Source organism: Devosia sp. SL43, from assembly GCF_021729885.1.
Taxonomy (GTDB): domain Bacteria; phylum Pseudomonadota; class Alphaproteobacteria; order Rhizobiales; family Devosiaceae; genus Devosia.
Genome location: NZ_CP063401.1, coordinates 342,324 through 359,046 on the forward strand (window position 1 = coordinate 342,324; position 16,723 = coordinate 359,046).

General features: G+C 62.4%; 15 protein-coding genes. 11 read left to right on the plus strand and 4 right to left on the minus strand.

Going from position 1 to position 16,723, the window contains the following annotated elements; translation table 11 throughout:
* Positions 1–177: 177 nt before the first annotated feature.
* From IM737_RS01675 to IM737_RS01690, 4 genes are read left to right on the plus strand one after another with little or no spacing between them, the layout of a single operon-like run.
* Positions 178–1,800, plus strand: coding sequence for an XRE family transcriptional regulator (locus IM737_RS01675; RefSeq protein ID WP_236897822.1), 1,623 nt, complete (start codon positions 178–180; stop codon positions 1,798–1,800).
* Positions 1,801–1,859: 59 nt separating this feature from the next.
* A complete protein-coding gene (locus IM737_RS01680; protein ID WP_236897824.1) occupies positions 1,860–2,243 on the plus strand; it encodes a response regulator transcription factor in 384 nt (127 codons plus the stop codon).
* Positions 2,227–2,454 carry a hypothetical protein gene (locus IM737_RS01685; RefSeq protein WP_236897826.1) on the plus strand — a complete coding sequence of 76 codons (228 nt, stop codon included), beginning with the start codon at positions 2,227–2,229 and terminating at the stop codon, positions 2,452–2,454. The genes IM737_RS01680 and IM737_RS01685 overlap by 17 nt, the downstream gene beginning before the upstream one ends.
* Complete coding sequence (locus IM737_RS01690) at positions 2,454–5,156, plus strand: sensor histidine kinase (RefSeq protein ID WP_236897828.1); 2,703 nt, start codon at positions 2,454–2,456, stop codon at positions 5,154–5,156. The genes IM737_RS01685 and IM737_RS01690 overlap by 1 nt, the downstream gene beginning before the upstream one ends.
* Here the strand turns inward: IM737_RS01690 and IM737_RS01695 are convergent, their stop codons facing one another.
* Positions 5,157–5,978 carry an ion channel gene (locus tag IM737_RS01695; protein WP_236897829.1) on the minus strand — a complete coding sequence of 274 codons (822 nt, stop codon included), beginning with the start codon at positions 5,976–5,978 and terminating at the stop codon, positions 5,157–5,159.
* 80 nt (positions 5,979–6,058) lie between these two features.
* On the opposite strand from IM737_RS01695, the gene IM737_RS01700 reads away from it, so the two are divergent.
* Entirely contained in the window at positions 6,059–6,559 is a 501-nt protein-coding gene (locus tag IM737_RS01700) for a DUF1993 domain-containing protein (RefSeq protein ID WP_236897830.1), read from the plus strand.
* Between the two features lie 174 nt (positions 6,560–6,733).
* On the opposite strand, the gene IM737_RS01705 is transcribed toward IM737_RS01700, so the two are convergent.
* From IM737_RS01705 to parE, 3 genes are all read right to left on the minus strand, one after another.
* Positions 6,734–7,810: a GGDEF domain-containing protein gene (locus IM737_RS01705; protein ID WP_236897831.1), complete on the minus strand. Its 1,077-nt coding sequence runs from the start codon at positions 7,808–7,810 to the stop codon at positions 6,734–6,736.
* A gap of 147 nt (positions 7,811–7,957) precedes the next feature.
* A complete protein-coding gene (locus IM737_RS01710) occupies positions 7,958–9,490 on the minus strand; it encodes a DEAD/DEAH box helicase (RefSeq protein ID WP_236897832.1) in 1,533 nt (510 codons plus the stop codon).
* A 512-nt stretch (positions 9,491–10,002) separates the two neighbouring features.
* Entirely contained in the window at positions 10,003–12,024 is a 2,022-nt protein-coding gene (gene parE, locus IM737_RS01715; RefSeq protein ID WP_236897833.1) for a DNA topoisomerase IV subunit B, read from the minus strand.
* Between the two features lie 213 nt (positions 12,025–12,237).
* Here parE and IM737_RS01720 point away from each other — a divergent pair, with 213 nt between their 5' ends.
* From IM737_RS01720 to IM737_RS01745, 6 genes are all read left to right on the plus strand, one after another.
* Positions 12,238–12,666: a hypothetical protein gene (locus IM737_RS01720; protein ID WP_236897834.1), complete on the plus strand. Its 429-nt coding sequence runs from the start codon at positions 12,238–12,240 to the stop codon at positions 12,664–12,666.
* Positions 12,667–12,695: 29 nt separating this feature from the next.
* Positions 12,696–13,016 carry a hypothetical protein gene (locus IM737_RS01725; protein ID WP_236897836.1) on the plus strand — a complete coding sequence of 107 codons (321 nt, stop codon included), beginning with the start codon at positions 12,696–12,698 and terminating at the stop codon, positions 13,014–13,016.
* A gap of 130 nt (positions 13,017–13,146) precedes the next feature.
* A complete protein-coding gene (locus IM737_RS01730; RefSeq protein ID WP_236897838.1) occupies positions 13,147–13,317 on the plus strand; it encodes a hypothetical protein in 171 nt (56 codons plus the stop codon).
* A gap of 261 nt (positions 13,318–13,578) precedes the next feature.
* On the plus strand, positions 13,579–15,099 hold the full coding sequence (locus IM737_RS01735; protein WP_236897840.1) for an ATP-binding cassette domain-containing protein: 1,521 nt from the start codon (positions 13,579–13,581) through the stop codon (positions 15,097–15,099).
* Positions 15,100–15,231: 132 nt separating this feature from the next.
* Complete coding sequence (locus IM737_RS01740) at positions 15,232–15,879, plus strand: PilZ domain-containing protein (protein ID WP_236897842.1); 648 nt, start codon at positions 15,232–15,234, stop codon at positions 15,877–15,879.
* A 137-nt stretch (positions 15,880–16,016) separates the two neighbouring features.
* Entirely contained in the window at positions 16,017–16,709 is a 693-nt protein-coding gene (locus IM737_RS01745) for a PilZ domain-containing protein (protein ID WP_236897844.1), read from the plus strand.
* Positions 16,710–16,723: the final 14 nt, after the last annotated feature.

Here is a 16,723-nt window from a genome sequence, read left to right on the forward strand (position 1 = left end):
ATTTCCTCCTTTTGGCGCGGGGCGACCGATGCATAGCCAGCAGCTCACCGCACCGCGATATTTCCACTGCTAGAAAACGACAGCAATAGTCCGTTGTAATTACAGCGATATTCTGTAAATTGTTGTTCTGAATTGTCGTAACATCAGTCAAGATGTTGACAAAGGGGAGGGTCGTGCATGCGCGCGCCAATCGGCTTTCGCATCAGCAACAGGCGGAAATCGCTGAAGATTTCCCAGGCGGCTCTCGCCAGGAGCCTGGGCATTTCGGCCAGTTATCTCAACCTTATCGAGAACAACAAACGCGATATCGGCGGCTCCCTCCTCAACCGGGTGGCTGCCCAACTGGCCATCGACATCGATGAACTGGCAGGTCGCAGCGAGCAAAAGCTGCTGCAGGACCTCGAAGAGGCCTTTGCCGACCCCATGGTCGAGTCGTTGCCGTTCCGCCCCGACGAGCGGCGCGAACTGGTCGCACAATACCCAGCCAGCGCTGCCGCCCTGGCCCGCATGCATCGCGCCTATGCCGGCGCTATTTCCAACGCCGATGCTTACGCCGATCGCCTGCGCTCGGACCCGTTGCTGAGCCAGTTGCTGCATCAAATTCTCTCGGGCGTAACCGCGATCCGTTCCAGCGCCGAAATCCTGGAGTACACCACCGATCTCGACGACGCCGAGCGCCAGCGCTTTCTCGCTGCCATCGGCCGCGAGACCCGTACGCTGTCCGATGTAGCGCGCAATCTCATCGGTCAGTTCGATACGTCCAGTCAGATCAGGCGCAGTGTCTCGCCCGCGCGCGAGATCGACGATCTCATTATCGAGCGCGAGAACCACTTCGCTTCCCTCGAAGACGTCGCCGACCGTTTGCGGCAAGACATCCAGCATACTGGGCCATTTGGGGTGGCAACACTGACCGACGTGCTGGAGCGGGACTTCGATGTAACCGTGCGTATCGGCGGCCCGCCCGATGAGGCGGACTTCCCCGGCCAGTACCGTTTCGACCCGCTTACACGCCAGATCTGGTTCCAGGGTGCCACGACCCTGGCGACGCGCCAGTTCCAGCTGGCCCGCCTCTATGGCGAGCTGGCAGCGGCTGATGCCATCGCCAGCACGCTCGAAAGCGCCGTCCTGTCGACCCCCACCGCCCGCCGGCTGGCGTCTCGCGCTGTCGGATCCTACCTCGCCGGAGCAATAGTGTTCCCCTATTCCCGCTTCCTGGCCGATGCCGAAGGCGCCGCCTATGACATCGATCATCTGCGCCAAACCTACCACGCCAGCTTCGAACAGGTGGCCCATCGCCTCGTCACCCTGCGCCGGCCGGGGGAGGAGGGCATACCCTTCGGCTTCCTGCGCTCCGACCCTGCCGGACGCCTGACCAAGCATTTCCCGCTGCCGGGCCTGCTGCTGCCCAATAGCGGCCACGCCTGCCCGCTCTGGGCCATCTACGGCGCCTTCCGCACCCCAGACGTCCCGTTGCGCCAGGTCGTCCGCTTCTCCGACGGCTCGCGCTACCTGTTTCTCGCCCGCACGGTGCAGCGCCGCACGTCCTCCTTCCGCGAACCGGCAGCGGCGGTATCGGTGATGCTGGCCTGCGATGTGCTCCACGCCGATCGCACCATCTATGGCTCCGGCCTCGACCTCTCCGATCAATCCGCCGACATTCCCGTCGGTCCGAGCTGTCGCCTCTGCACCCGCCGCGACTGCGCCAGTCGTCAGGAGGAGACCCTGTCGCCCGGAGGCGGCCAGTCCCGCACACGCGGTCCGCTGCTGCCATCAGCAATACCGCTTGGCGATCCCGCATGATTGCGCTTTAGTGTGCAGACATTCGCAGTGGGGAGACTGCGGATGTTTCAGGGGGGATTTTGACAATCGACATTCTCATTGCCGAGGATGAACCGAGTATTCTCGAATCGCTCGATTTCATCTTGCGGCGCGCTGGCTGGAACGTCAGTTCGGTGACCGATGGCGACGCTGTGCTTGGCGCCGTGCAGCGCCTGCATCCGCGCATGGTGGTGCTCGATATCATGCTGCCCAAGCGCAGTGGTTTCGACGTGCTCAAGCAGATCCGTGCCAATGCAGATCTGCGGTCCATGCCGGTGCTGATCCTGACCGCAAAGGGCCAGCAGCAGGACCGACGTACCGCCGAGGAACTGGGCGCAGACGGCTTCGTCACCAAGCCCTATGCCAATGCGGATGTGGTCGGGGCGGTGCGTCAACTGCTGGGCGAAAATGGCGGACCGGCGTAAGCTCGAAGCCGGCATGGCGGTTCTGACCATCTTCGGCGCGCTGCTGCTGCTGCCGCCGCTGGTCTACGTCTTCAACCAGCCGATCAGCCATCTGGGCGTGCCGCAGATCGTCATCTACCTTTTTGCGGTGTGGCTGTTGCTCATCATCGCCACGGCGCTGCTGACCCGCGCCTTGCCACGCGAAGACTCGTCCGCGGCGGAGGACGACTGATGCTCTCGGCCGATTTTGTCATCGCCACAGCCGTCGGTTATGTTTGCCTCCTGTTCGTGCTGGCCTATTTCGGCGATCGCCGCGCCCGCGCCAACAAGAAGTCGTTCCTGCATTCCCCCTGGGTGTATACGCTCTCCATCTCGGTCTACTGCACCAGCTGGACCTTCTATGGCGCCGTCGGCAACGCTGCGCGCAGTGGCCTCGAATTCCTGACCATCTATCTGGGGCCGACGCTGGTTTTCGTCGGCTGGTGGTTCCTGCTGCGCCGCCTGGTTCGCATCAGCCACAACCAGCGCCTCACGTCGGTTGCTGACCTTCTGTCCTCGCGCTTCGGCAAGTCCAACCGGCTGGCGGTACTCGTCACCTGCATCGCGGTGATCGGCATCGCGCCGTATATCGCGCTCCAGCTCAAGGCCGTGACGTCGTCCATCCAGGCCGTCGCGGGCTCGTCCGAGTTCGGGCAGGGCAGCCTTGCCGGTATCGACGATGTCGGCCTGGCCTTTGGCATTGCTGCCGGCATGGCGCTGTTCACCATCCTCTTTGGCACTCGCCACGTCGACGCCAAGGAGCAGCATCACGGCGTCGTCGCCGCCATTGCCTTCGAGGCCGTGGTGAAGCTGACTGCCTTGGTCGCCGTGGGCATCTTCGTCGTCTATGTCGGCGGCGGCTTCGAAGCCATCTTCAGCCGCGCCGCCGAGATGGGCGTCAGTACCCCAACGGCCAATAGCTTCGACGACCGCTGGCTGACTACGTTGGCGCTGTCGGTCGCCGCTATCGTCTGCCTGCCGCGCCAGTTCCAGGTGACGGTGGTGGAGAATTCCGACGAGAACCATCTGCGCACCGCTGGTTGGGCGTTCCCGGCCTACATGCTGTTGATGAGCCTGTTCATCCTGCCCATAGCCATGTTCGGGCTCACCTCAATGCCGGCGGGCTCCAATCCCGACATGTTCGCGTTGACCCTGCCCATTTCGCAGGGCCAGGACGCATTGGCGCTGTTCGCCTTCATCGGTGGCTTCTCCTCAGCGACGTCGATGATCATCCTCGAATCCATCGCGCTCTCGATCATGGTCTCCAACCACATCATCATGCCGCTGGTGTTGCGCTACAGCGCTGTGGGGCCGAGTGGCGACGGGCAGGGGGTCAGCCGCCTGCTGCTGGTGGCACGGCGCTTCTCCATCGTGCTCATCCTGTCACTGGGCTTCTTCTACTTCTTCTTCACCCGCGACTCGAACGCCCTGGCTCCGATCGGGCTGATCTCCTTCACCGCCATCGCGCAGTTCTTCCCCGTTGTTCTCGCCGCCCTGTTCTGGCGCGATGCGTCGCTCAAGGCTGCCACGGCGGCTATCGCGGCCGGCTTCGTCGTCTGGGTCTGGTGCAGCTTCCTGCCCAGTTTCGAATCCGTGTCACCGCAAGTCTCCCTGCTGCTGCGCGAAGGCCCATGGGGCATCGGCTGGCTGCGCCCGCAGGCCCTGTTCGGCCTTGAAGGTCTCGACCCGCTCACCCACGCAGCGGTCTGGAGCCTCACGATCAATGTCGCCACCCTGACGATCGTCTCGCTCTTCACCACCCAATCTGCCCTTGAACGCATCCAGGCCACCCTGTTCGTCGACGTCTTCCGCCAGGGCTCTGCCCCTCAGGGCAATTTCGTCCGAGGTTCAGCGACGGCCAATGACCTGTTCTTCGTTGCCGAACGCGTGCTCGGCGAACGGCGCGCCGCCGCCATCTTCGAGACGGCGGCGCGCGAGAGTGGCGTCGATCCGGATATGCTGGAGCCCTCGTCCGAATTCATCGGCAAGCTGGAACGCGAGCTCGCCGGCTCCATCGGTGCGGCCTCGGCGCATGTTATGCTGTCCAAGGTGGTCTCGGGCAGCGACGTGTCGCTGGAAGAGGTCATGCAGATGGCCGAGGAGAACCAGCAGGTCATCGAATACTCCCAACAGCTCGAAAAGACCTCGGCAGAACTGCGTTCCACTGCCCAGAAGCTGGAGGATGCCAATGCCCAACTGCGCGAGCTCGACAGCCAGAAGGACGAGTTCCTCAGCCAGGTGAGCCACGAAGTGCGCACCCCGATGACCTCCATCCGCTCCTTCTCGGAAATTCTGCTCGATCCGGGCGACATCGACGAGGGCCAGAAGCAGCATTTCGTCTCGACCATCCATCAGGAAAGCCTGCGCCTCACCAAGCTGCTCGACGAAATCCTCGATCTCTCCGCGCTGGAACGCGGCGAGCGAACCTGGGACAATGTCCCCATCGATGCCGAGGCGGCCCTGGACCGTGCCCTGCGCGTCTGCGACGGCATGCTGCGCCAGCGCGGCATGCGGGTCGAACTCGGCGAACGTGCCCCGGCCACTATGGTTGAGGGCGATGCCGACCGGCTCTGCCAGGTCTTCATCAACCTCGTCTCGAACGCCGTGAAATACAACGATGCCGAGGCACCGGTGTTGCGAGTGACCTCTTCGGTCAAGTCAGGCAACTACGTCGTTGATATCGCAGACAATGGCCCCGGCATTCCCAAGGCCGAGCGCAAGCTGATCTTCGAAAAGTTCGCCCGTGGGCAGCATGGCGCGGTGGAGCAAAGCGGGGCGGGCCTGGGACTGGCCATATCCCGCCAGATCGTCGCGCGGATGAGTGGTTCGCTGGACCTCGTGCCAGGCCCGCTGCCCGGCGCCTGCTTCAGGGTGCGGCTAGATGTGATGCCGTAACTAGTGGTTTCCGTGATCGGGAATGTTCAAAACATGCCCACAGGCCTTGCAGTGCACGGCGTCCGGGTCATGCTTCTGCAACCCGCATTGCGGACAGGGGAAATGCACTTTGTTTGGCCGAAAGATCGATTGTGCTAGCCGCACGAACAGCGAAATGCCGATGATCATGATGACGATCGACGCGAGCTTCCCCCAGGTGCCGGGCAGGGTGATATCGCCGAAACCCGTCGTGGTCACTGTGGCGACCGTGAAGTAGAGCGCGTCTATATAGCCATCGATACTCGGCTCCTCGCCGCGGTTGGCGAAGGCCGTATAGACGAAGCCCGTCACCACGAAGAGAAACACCAGCAGGTTGATGACCGCTTGGACAGCTTCCTGGTAGGCGCCCAGCCCGCGTTTTTTGAGCGGGCGCCAGAAGCCGCTGGTCCGCGTCAGGGTCCACAGCCTTAGGATGCGCAGGAAGCCAAGGCTGACCAGCCAGGTCGGCGCCAACAGCGTCGCCAGAATGAAGATGTCGACGATAACGGGCATCTGCTTGAGCCAGCGCATGATGTCCGTCGAGGCCAGCGCACGCGCCACCAGGTCTGCTGCCAGCAGCGCTGCGATCGAGTAGTCGATCCACAGGAACGCCTCGTTCTCGCGCAGCAGCGGTGTCGCGATGAAGAACGCGATGATGGCCAGGTCGACGACCAGCACCGAGAACTGGAAGCGTTGCGCGCCGGGCGATTGGCTATGGTAGAGCAAGCGAAGGGTGGAGCGCAGCCTCCGGAAGCCGCTTGGCCTATTGTCTGTCCTCATCGGCTTGTCTTGCTTGGTGGCCATACCGAACTCGCTTGTCAGCCTACAATTGCTGGCGCAAAAGACAGTTCCCGTTCGGGAAGCCACAATCAAGGTATTACCAGATGACCATATCCGTTTACGGCATGACCGTGCCCGTCTTCACGCGCATGCTGACCAACCTGTTGGCCTGCATGGACAAGGCCGAAGCCACCGCCGCCGAGCGCAAGTTTGACACCCTGGTTCTATCCAATGCCCGCCTCTCACCCGACATGATCCCGTTCCGTGGTCAGATCCTGATTGCCACCGATCACGTCAAGGGCTGCGTTTCGCGCCTGGCCGGCAAGGCCGTTCCCTCATGGCCCGATACCGAAGAGACCTTCCCCGAACTCCGCGCCCGCATTCAGAAGGCGCTCGATCTGCTGGCCACAGTCACGCCGGAAGAGCTCGAAGGCGGCGATACCAGGCAAGTGACGCTCAAGATCGGCGGCAACGATGTCACGATGACCGGACTGGACTACCTGACCCAGCGCGCCCTGCCGAATTTCTTCTTTCACGTCACCACCGCCTACGCGATCCTGCGCCACAACGGCGTACCGGTCGGCAAGCGTGATTATATCGGTTGATCGCCATTCGCACTGCCGGGGTGAGGTGAATTCGGACGCGTCACCCTCGATCGTCACCCTCGGGCTTGACCCGAGGGCTCTACACTTGCTGAGCGGCGGACGAAGTACAGTGCCCTCGGGGCAAGCCCGAGGGTGACGTCCGTTGGGTGGGGAACTGTACCGGAAAGATGCAGCCTAAGCCGCGGTCGCCCCGGCAGCAACCGCCGCAGCCTGGGCCAGAATATTGGCCAGGTCGACCTCGTTGATCACCCGGTTGCGGCCGGCATGCTTGGCAGCATAGAGGCAGCGGTCGGCGCGTTCGATCAGCGAGGCGGCAGTATCGGAAGTACGGAATGCGGCGACTCCGAACGAAGCGGTGATCCGGCCCAGCTTTTCGTTGGTCGAACGCTTGAGCAGTTCCTTTGCCTGGATCGCCTTGCGGATATTCTCCGCCACGATCACAGCGCCTTCCATATCGGTCTGCGGCAGGATGGCTACGAATTCCTCGCCGCCATAGCGCGCCGCCAGGTCCTTGCCCTTGATATTGGACTTGAGCGTCATCGCCACCAGACGCAGCACCTGGTCGCCGGTCTGGTGGCCATAGGTGTCGTTGAAATTCTTGAAATGATCGATATCGATCAGCATCAGGCAAAGTGGCTCGTTGGTGGCACTGGCCTCGGAGATCGCCTTCTCCATGCCTTCGTCGAAGCTCTTTCGATTGGCGATCTTGGTCAGCGGGTCGAGCATGGATTCGCGCCGGACGTCGTCCAGGTCGCGCTGCAGCGAGGCGATGTCGTCGCGCGACGCTTCCAGCTTCTGTTCAAGCGAGCGGTTGGTTTCCTGCATGCGCCGGGTTTCGGCCAGCAGCCTGTCGGCCAGGGATTTCATCGCCGCCGGCGAGATCTCGCGGTCCAGATCGCCGCTGGCCGACTGCAGCGACCCGGAATAGGCGTTGGCCGTCGTCATCGCGGTGTCGATGGCCTCATGCACCGCCTCGATACGGGCATGCATGCGCTCCGACACGTTGTTCATCCGGTCATTGACGTCGGACTTCAGGAACTCGTTATAGAGCGTTTCCGCCAAGTTCATGGACGGCGCGTCGCCGTTGCGGAAAATGGCGTTGATACGATTGTTCAGCGTCGGGTTGACACCGGTCGCGTAGGTATAGAGCAGCTCATAAAATTGCGGATAGGGCGGAATCCCACTGCGCTTCAGCAGGTCAAATGCCGAGTTGGCGTAACCAAGCGCTCGTTTGAATTCCTGTTCCGACAATGGTTCCCTCGCGCGTCGTTGCGCCAGAATCGGTTTCGCAGTATCCCGCGCCCCCGAGTGATCGTCGATAAGTACCGCGCAGGTGTTAATGAACACAACTGCGTTGCCGCAATAAAGCTACGGCTTACACAGTGATTTTGCTTAACTTTAGCTCGCGATGCGCGTGGGGCGCAGCAGAAATGCCGGGATCGGTCCTTCGCTGCCGAAGGGTGACTTGTCGTCGCTATTGTCGTCTGCTTCAGCACTTGCAGCAGGCCGCCGACTGCGTCCCCGCTGCGGTCGGGCTTCGCCTTCCGGACGAGCCTCGTTGCGCGGTGTCCTGGCTTGCGCCGGCGCTTCCTCCGCAGCGGCTGCTGCCGCTTCGGCGGCGGCCCGTGTGCGCGGTGCGCGCTGCGTGCGTGCGGGCTTGGCCTCTGCCGCCTCGACTGCAGGTGCTGCCTCGGCAACGTCTGCAGCAGCGGGGCGCGTCCGGGCACCACCGCGACGCGATCGCGCGGGGCGGGCAGGGCGCTCCTCGCCATCCTCGGTGGAGACCGCAGCGGTTGGGGCGGTCGACGTCTCAAGATAGTCGATCGGCTTCTGCGTCAGTTTCAGGATGGCGTCCAGATGCTTGCCATCGGCGGGGGCCACCAGCGTATAGGCAACACCGGAACGACCCGCGCGGCCGGTGCGGCCGATGCGGTGGACATAGTCCTCAGCGTGTACGGGTACGTCGAAGTTGAACACGTGGCTCACGGCAGGAATATCGAGCCCACGCGCCGCCACGTCGCTGGCGACCAGCAGGGTCAGCCGGTTGTTCTTGAATGCATCGAGCGTCTCCGTGCGACTCTTCTGGTCCATGTCGCCATGCAGGGCGCCGGCCGAAAAGCCATGACGCTCCAGCGACTTGGCGAGCGTCGCCACTTCGCGCTTGCGGTTGCAGAAGATGATCGCGTTAGTCAGGCCGGTCGCGCCGCGAATATGGTCGCGCAACGCCGCGCGCTTTTCTTCCGGCTTGGACGACACCTTGATCAGCTTCTGGTCGATCGTGTCGGCGGTCGATGCAGCGCGGGAAACCTGCACCATAACCGGATCCTTGAGGAACTTCTTGGTGAGCTTCTCGATCTGGCTGTCCATCGTCGCCGAGAACAGCATGGTCTGGCGGCGGGGCGGCAGGCGCGAGCAGATCTTCTCGATATCGTCGATGAAGCCCATGTCGAGCATGCGGTCGGCTTCGTCGATGACGAGGATTTCGACGCCATTCAGCATAATTTTGCCGCGGTCGATCTGGTCGAGCAACCGGCCCGGCGTTGCAATCAGCACGTCGACGCCGCGATCAAGCTTCTTATTCTGGTCTTCGAACGACACGCCGCCGATGATCAGCGCCATCGTCAGCCGGTGGTTCTTGCCATACTTCTCGAAATTCTCGCTGACCTGCGCGGCGAGTTCGCGCGTCGGTTCGAGAATGAGAGTGCGCGGCATGCGGGCGCGGGCGCGGCCATTTTCCAGCAGCGTCAGCATCGGCAGCACGAACGACGCCGTCTTGCCGGTGCCGGTCTGGGCAATGCCGATCAGGTCTTTCTTCTGCAGCAGGTGCGGGATGGCCTGCGCCTGAATTTCGGTTGGCTTGGTGTAGCCCGCTGCGAGGACCGCATCGGTTACTTTGGTTGAGAGGCCAAGCCCGGAAAAATCGTCAGTCAAATTGGGTAATCCACATCAGAGGCGTAGCCCGGGGCCTTGTCCAGTCCGAGACATTCGAACGGTGCGCCGGGGTGTTCAGTCGGGAAGGACCGCAAAGAGTGCGAACGCGTTCACGACTGGGCGGCCACTGGACGGGATGCAGCGAGTGCAGGTACGCGGAGTGGCCCTGAGGCACCTTGGCAAAGGCGGGTGATGTCAAGATGACAAACCGTCAAGCCAGAAATGCTCCAGCGGCGCGGACCATAGCGCAAAGGCCTTGTCTGTCAACGGGTTTGCGCGGGTGGGGGTTAATCGGCAAGGTCTTTATACGTCACAGGGGCGTCAGTCGACTACCCTCCCCCTTTTTGTGGGGAGAGAAACGGATAGGACTTAGCCCTTGCTAAGTCCGTAGATCGAGCAGGAAGGGGGTATCTCTCCGCAAGTCCGGCGTTCGTGGCCCACACCCCCACCCTTGATCCCTCCCCGCAAGGCGGAGGGTGTCGACTGACGGTCCGGCACAACTCAAGGCGCCCTCAGATATCCAGATCCGTCACAAACTGCGCGTTCTCCTGGATGAAGTCGAACCGTGCTTCTGGCTTGGTGCCCATCAGCCGATCCACGCTGATCCGCGTGGCATCGAGATCGTCCCGCACCTTGACCTGCAGCAAGGTCCGCGACTTCGGCGACATCGTCGTCTCGCGCAGATGCGCGAACGGCATCTCGCCCAGGCCTTTGAACCGGGTCATGTCCACCTTGCCCTTGCCGGTGAACTCGGTTGCCAGCAACTCTTCCTTATGCGCGTCATCGCGGGCATAGAGCGTTTTGGCCCCCTGCGACATGCGATAGAGCGGCGGCAAGGCCAGGTAGAGATGCCCGCCATCGATCAGCTTGGGCATCTCCTGGAAGAAGAAGGTGATCAGCAGCGACGCGATATGGGCGCCATCCACGTCGGCGTCGGTCATGATGATGATTTTGTCGTAGCGCAGGTCATCTTCGCGATAGCGGTCGCGTGTGCCGCAGCCTAGCGCCTGGATCAGGTCCGAGATCAGCTGGCTCGCCTGCATCTTCTCGCGGCTGGCGCCCGCCACGTTCAGAATCTTGCCGCGCAGCGGCAAAACGGCCTGGCTCTGGCGATTGCGCGCCTGCTTGGCCGAACCTCCTGCCGAGTCACCCTCGACGATGAACAGCTCCGCCCCTTGCGCTGCCGTCTGCGTACAGTCAGCCAACTTGCCGGGCAGCCGCAGTTTGCGCGTGGCGCTAGCCCGGTCGATTTCCTTTTCCTTGCGCCTGCGCAAGCGCTCCTCGGCCCGCTCGATGGCCCAATCCATCAGCTTGCCCGCCTGGTTGGGCGAGGCCGCGAGCCAATGGTCGAAGGCGTCGCGCAGGGCGGTGTCGACGATGCGCGTTGCCTCGCCGGAGGCCAGCTTGTCCTTGGTCTGGCCGACGAATTCGGGCTCGCGCACAAAGACCGACAGCATGGCGCTGCAATGGGCGAACACGTCCTCGGCGGTCAGGATCGCCGCCTGCTTGTTCTTGGTCAGCTCGGCATAGTTCTTGAGCCCGCGCAGCAGAGCCGTCCGCAAGCCGGCTTCATGCGTGCCGCCGTCGGGCGTCGGCACGGTATTGCAGTAGGACGACACGCCGCCGTCGCCCAGCGTCCAGGCGACGGCCCATTCGACCGCGCCATGGGTGCCCGGCTTGCCGTGGCTACCGGCGAACAGCTCGTCGACGATCCGCGTCTCGCCCTCGATGCGGGCGTTCATGAAATCGCGCAGGCCATCAGGGTAGTGGAACACTGCCTTGGCCGGCACATCCGGCTTGCTCAGCTCTTCGTCGCAGCTCCAGCGCAGTTCGACGCCGCCGAAGAGGTAAGCCTTGGCCCGCGTCATGCGGAACAGGCGCTCGGCCACGAAATGCGCCTGCTCGCCAAAGATTTGCGGGTCGGGATGGAAGCGTGTCGTCGTCCCGCGTCGGTTGTTCACCCGGCCCAGATGCTCGATCTCGCCCTGTGGCTTGCCACGGGAAAACCGTAAGCGGTGGAGCTGCTGCTCGCGCGCCACCTCGACAACCATGTCGTCGGACAGCGCATTGACCACCGAAACACCGACGCCATGCAGGCCGCCCGAGGTTTCGTAGGCCTTGGAGTCGAACTTGCCGCCGGCATGCAGCACGGTGTGGACGATCTCGAGCGTCGACCGCCCGGGATATTTGGGATGGTTCTCGACCGGAATGCCGCGGCCGTTATCGGTCACGGTGATGTAGCCATCGGTGCCCAGATGCACCTCGATACGGGTCGCGTGGCCGGCAATGGCCTCGTCCATCGAATTGTCGATGACTTCGGCAAACAAGTGATGCAGCGCATTGGCGTCGGTGCCGCCGATATACATGCCCGGCCGCCGGCGCACCGGCTCCAGGCCTTCAAGCACCTCGATATCGGCAGCTGAGTAGGAGCCCGGCCCCGAGACAGGGGAGGCCTTTGGCGCAGGTCGCGCCGGCTCCGGCGTCACGCGCTCGGGTTCATCTCCACCGCCAAATAGGTCTTCAGCTTGCGACATGCACGTCCCGTCTCTGCCGCCCGAATCAGGCGTTTCCGCTTTGTACTATACCTCAGGCCAAACCATGCACGCGGCGCGACCCGATTGACGCCAGTGCTTTCCCCACAAAACCTGAACCCCGGATGAATGGCGGGTTCCGGTTCGGTTCAAGCGTCGGGAGCGATACCTGTGCCTCTTGGGGGCTGCTTCATCGATCTACTTAGGAGATTTGCCATGACCCCGATCCATACCATTGCCCGTGTCGCCGTGGTTGCCCTTACCCTCGGCGCCGCTTCGGTCTCATCAATGCCTGCTGCCTTTGCGCAGGACTCCATTGGCGGCTTCAGCCTGCAGGTGCCCGGTAACCAGGGCCAGGAAACCCAGCGCTCACAGACCTTCGGTCAGGGCAATCAGGACGATTTCCAATTTCGCTGCCTCACCAATCGCGAAGTCCGCCGCGGCATTGCGGCCTACGGCTTCACCCGCGTCGAAATCTCGCGCGAGCTGAACCGCCAGCGGGTCGAGGTGCGCGCTGTCTATCGCAACTGGCTCTATTCGATGCGCGTTGACAAATGCAGTGGCGAAGTCAGCCGCATCAGGGCCATTCGCCCGGCTTTCGGCAATGGAGGCGGTTTCGGGCTGCATTTCAACTTCGGCAACTGATGCCTGAGGGCGTCGCAAGGAGAAGAGCAATGACGAGGTTCGCAGCTGTCCTGATGACGGCAATGCTACTGGTGGGCGGCCTCGCGGCGCCCGCCCAAGCGCAGGGGTTCGGCATCTTCTTCGGCGACGAACCCTCGGATTTCTTCGCGCCCGAACACCTCATCTGCATGACCGACCACCAGATCCGCGAAACCGTCGCGGGTCTGGGCTACAGCAACATTGCTCTCAATGTTCCTAAAGAGAGCAACATCCAGGTTCGCGCAACCAAGGGCGGCTGGGTCTATCTGCTCGATTTCAACTTCTGCACTGGTGAGATCGAAGGTCGGCAACGCCTGCGCCAGGCAGGCTAAGTCGCCCGATAGGAACAAAACCGTCCCAAGATCGGGCGCGCGGTTTACGTTCCGTTTGCTTCTTGAAAGCACTTTCTTAAACGTGCGCTGGTAGAACAAACGTCATACGGTTTTTGTCTGGAGTTGCCGTATGCGGGCCATCAGGGATCTTCGTTCTGCGTATCAGAACCCGGCTGGTTCGGTTGCTATCGGTGTTTGGCCGCATGCCGGGTTTTCAGGTATTGCGTACCGGCTGGCCAAGCTCTCCGTCCCGCGTATTGGGGCGCTGTTTCTGGTTTCTACCCTGTTTTATCTGGTCTGATCGGCAGCGAATTGATTTTCGCGGCCGGCAAGGCTATTGATCCAACCGGTCCAGTCGCCAGCGAAGAGGAGGGCCCGATGACATTTCAGTTCGAGCACCGTTCGCGTGGCCCCGTTTACGCCCTGTGGCAGCAGCTGCAGGGCTGACCGGTAAGGGTTCGGACGCATTTCGCGATTTCCCATTCTGGTTTGCCCTTCGTGGCGGTCATTGACCGCCGTCTGATGGCTTTTGGCGCATAGGCGCCGCACCAGTGAGACTAAAATGGGTTCGATCAGCCTTCGCAATGCCGGCCTTGTGGCCACCGACACGCTCTTCTCCAACCTCAATTTCGTTGTATCGGACGGCGACCGCGTCGGCCTCGTCGCCGGCAACGGCCGCGGCAAGACCACTTTGCTGCGTGCCATGGCGGGGCAGGGCGAGCTGACCTCAGGCGATATCGTCCGCTCCCGTGGCCTGCAGGTCGGCTATGTCGAGCAGGACATGCCACCCGCAAGCATGTCGCTGACGCTCTATGAGGCTGTGCTTGAGGCCCTGCCGGTCGCCGACCGCGAAACCGATAGCTGGCGTGTCGATGTCGTGCTGGACGAATTCGAAACCCCGGACGCCATGCGGCATCGCCCGCTCAACCAGCTCAGCGGCGGTTGGCAGCGCATCGCGCTGATCGCCCGCTGCTGGGTGCTACAACCGGATGCTCTGCTGCTGGACGAGCCGACCAACCATCTTGACCTCGGCAAGCTCTATCAACTCGAGAACTGGCTCAACCAGGCAGCCCGCAACATCCCCGTGGTCATCGCCAGCCACGATCGGCATTTCCTCGATGCCACCACCAATCGCACCCTGTTCCTGCGGCCCGATACCAGCCACTATTTTGCTTTGCCCTACAGCAAGGCCCGCATTGCCCTGGCGGAGGCTGACGAATTCGCCGAAGCCAAGCGCGAAAAGGACCTCAAGGAGGTCAGTCGCCTGCGCAAGCAGGCCGCCAAGCTCACCAATATCGGCATAAACTCTGGCAGCGACCTCCTCGTCGTAAAGTCGAAATACCTCCGCGAGCGCGCCGAGAAGATCGAAACCGCCGTTCTGTCCCTGCACAAGGAGCGCAGCGGCGAAATTCGTCTTGGCAATAGCGGCGCGCAGGCCAAGGTGATGGTGGCCATCGAGAATGTCGATGTCACCACCCCGCCTGGCGAAAAACTGTTCCGCATCGAGAAGCTGCATATCTTCCAGGGCGACCGACTGGTCATCCTTGGGCGCAATGGCACGGGCAAGTCCCAGTTCATGGGGCTGGTCCACCGCGCCATGACGGGCTCGGAGACTCCGGGTGTCCGCGCCAGTCCGCAGGTCGTGCCCGGCTATGTCGACCAGGCCATGAGCTTCCTGCCCAACAGGCGCTCGCCAATCGACTACATCACCGGTCAGTTCGACAAGGGTGACCAGCGCAGCATGGCTCTGCTGGCTGCCGCCGGCTTTCCGTTGGAGAAACAGGATCGGCGGATCGCCGAACTCTCCTTTGGCCAGCGGGCCCGCCTGGGCCTTCTGGCTTTGCGTCTACTCGAACCGAACTTCTACCTGCTCGACGAGCCGACTAACCACGTCGACATCCCCGGCCAGGAGCGCCTGGAGGACGAAATCCTGGCGCATGGCGCGACCTGTATCCTGGTCTCGCACGACCGCAGTTTTGTCCGTGGCCTGGGTAGTCGGTTTTTCTTGATCGAGGGCAAGCGACTCAAGGAGATCGATGGTCCTGAGCCGTTCTTCGAGGCGATGGCGTTGGAAGGTAATTAGTCCGGAAAGATACGGATACAGAACCAGTTCAACCCGTCTGGAAATCGCTGCCGATGCCGATAAATGGGAAAAGTCTTTAAGGAGTTTTCCCTATCTTTCATTCGCAACGGGAACGAATGGGGAATGGGGCCCATGTCGCTGGATGCAGACGGGGCCACAACTCCGTCGCGCTCACATTACGACTGGCACGATGTGCGATTTATCGGCGCCGTTGCCGGTCGCTATGCCTTGCCCGATCGCAAGGACGGGCCGGACGGCAAGGTGGCGGTCTATGCCTGTCGCCTGTGCTCCATCTCGACTCGCCTGGCCGTTGTGGTCGGACCGATGGTCGGCGCCGAGGGCGAGATCGTCACGGCCCATTTCGATGAGTTCGGCATTCTGCGCGGTCGCATCGTCCGCCGCCTGCCATCTGGCTTTGTGCTTGAACTGATGCTGAGCCCGGCCGAACGAAACAAGCTTGGCGGCAAGATCGTCTGGCGCAAGAAGCATGTCCACGAACAGATGCCCGACAAACGCGAGCACAAGCGCATCCTGCCGCGCGACCCCAGGACCATTATCACCCTGGCCGACGGCGCGACGGTGCCGTGCTTCGTCATCGATATCTCCCAGTCGGGGGTCGCTGTCTCCGCCCAGGTATGGCCCGACCTTGGCACTCCCATGGCGGTTGGCAAACTCGTGGGCCGCGTGGTGCGCATGCTCGAAGTTGGCTTTGCCTTGCAATTCCTGCAGGTCCAGCCATTGGACCAGCTCGAAATCATGATGGCGCCACCGACGCTATAGAGGCTCCGCATTTACCCGTAGTTCACGCTGAATTCTTGTTTTGCGGGCAATTGAATCGAGATCTGGCAAATATCAACAGCTGCTACACCGCAGCGAACTAGCCTGATCCGATGTTTTTGAGTGTTTGAGGGGTACTCATGACTTTGAACAGCGCCGTCGACGACAATCTGCATGTTGGCGCCGTCACCGGCCGCTATGTGCTTGGCAATCGCAGCAGCCTGCGCGGCGTCAACGTCTTTGCCTGCCGCCTGCGTTCTGTGTCGCCGACATCCTTTGTTGCCGCGGCCCCAGTGGTCGGCAAGGTTGGCGACGTGATCACCGCATCCTTCGGACCCTTCGGCACGCTGCATGGCCGCATTACCAGGCATGTCGTCGACGGCTTCGTCGTCGACGTCGATGCCGACACCAGCAAGCGTAACGAGCTTTCCGCCCGCATCGATGCCTTCCGGGATCGCATCTGGACCGGCGTTGCCGACAAGCGGGCCGAAAAGCGCTTCATGCCGGGCGATCCGCGCTCGGTCGTCATCCTGGCCGATGGCAGCGTGCAACCTTGCCTGATCGTCGACTATTCCGCCTCCGGCGCCGCCGTCTCTGCCGAACTCGACCCCGCCATCGGTCAGACGCTGACCGTCGGCCAGGTTGCCGGCACGGTGGTCCGCCTGTTCGACGTCGGCTTTGCCGTGCACTTCGACAATCCGCAGCGCGGCGACGACATCGAGGATCTGCTGGCAGCCCCCGATGAATGGAGCGAGGCTGTTGCGGTGCTCAAGGCCAGGCACATCGACACCGACGAAGGCGAGCTGAACGATCTGACCGACTACGGCTACTGAGCGCTCACCCGGCC

Bases quoted from the DNA above. Each gene is read 5' to 3' on its own strand.
- IM737_RS01675 (WP_236897822.1), top strand. From the start codon at position 178: ATGCGCGCGCCAATCGGCTTTCGCATCAGCAACAGGCGGAAATCGCTG.
- IM737_RS01685 (WP_236897826.1), top strand. From the start codon at position 2,227: ATGGCGGACCGGCGTAAGCTCGAAGCCGGCATGGCGGTTCTGACCATC.
- IM737_RS01690 (WP_236897828.1), top strand. From the start codon at position 2,454: ATGCTCTCGGCCGATTTTGTCATCGCCACAGCCGTCGGTTATGTTTGC.
- IM737_RS01695 (WP_236897829.1), bottom strand. From the start codon at position 5,978: ATGGCCACCAAGCAAGACAAGCCGATGAGGACAGACAATAGGCCAAGC.
- IM737_RS01700 (WP_236897830.1), top strand. From the start codon at position 6,059: ATGACCATATCCGTTTACGGCATGACCGTGCCCGTCTTCACGCGCATG.
- parE (WP_236897833.1), bottom strand. From the start codon at position 12,024: ATGTCGCAAGCTGAAGACCTATTTGGCGGTGGAGATGAACCCGAGCGC.
- IM737_RS01720 (WP_236897834.1), top strand. From the start codon at position 12,238: ATGACCCCGATCCATACCATTGCCCGTGTCGCCGTGGTTGCCCTTACC.
- IM737_RS01725 (WP_236897836.1), top strand. From the start codon at position 12,696: ATGACGAGGTTCGCAGCTGTCCTGATGACGGCAATGCTACTGGTGGGC.
- IM737_RS01730 (WP_236897838.1), top strand. From the start codon at position 13,147: ATGCGGGCCATCAGGGATCTTCGTTCTGCGTATCAGAACCCGGCTGGT.
- IM737_RS01735 (WP_236897840.1), top strand. From the start codon at position 13,579: ATGGGTTCGATCAGCCTTCGCAATGCCGGCCTTGTGGCCACCGACACG.
- IM737_RS01740 (WP_236897842.1), top strand. From the start codon at position 15,232: ATGTCGCTGGATGCAGACGGGGCCACAACTCCGTCGCGCTCACATTAC.
- IM737_RS01745 (WP_236897844.1), top strand. From the start codon at position 16,017: ATGACTTTGAACAGCGCCGTCGACGACAATCTGCATGTTGGCGCCGTC.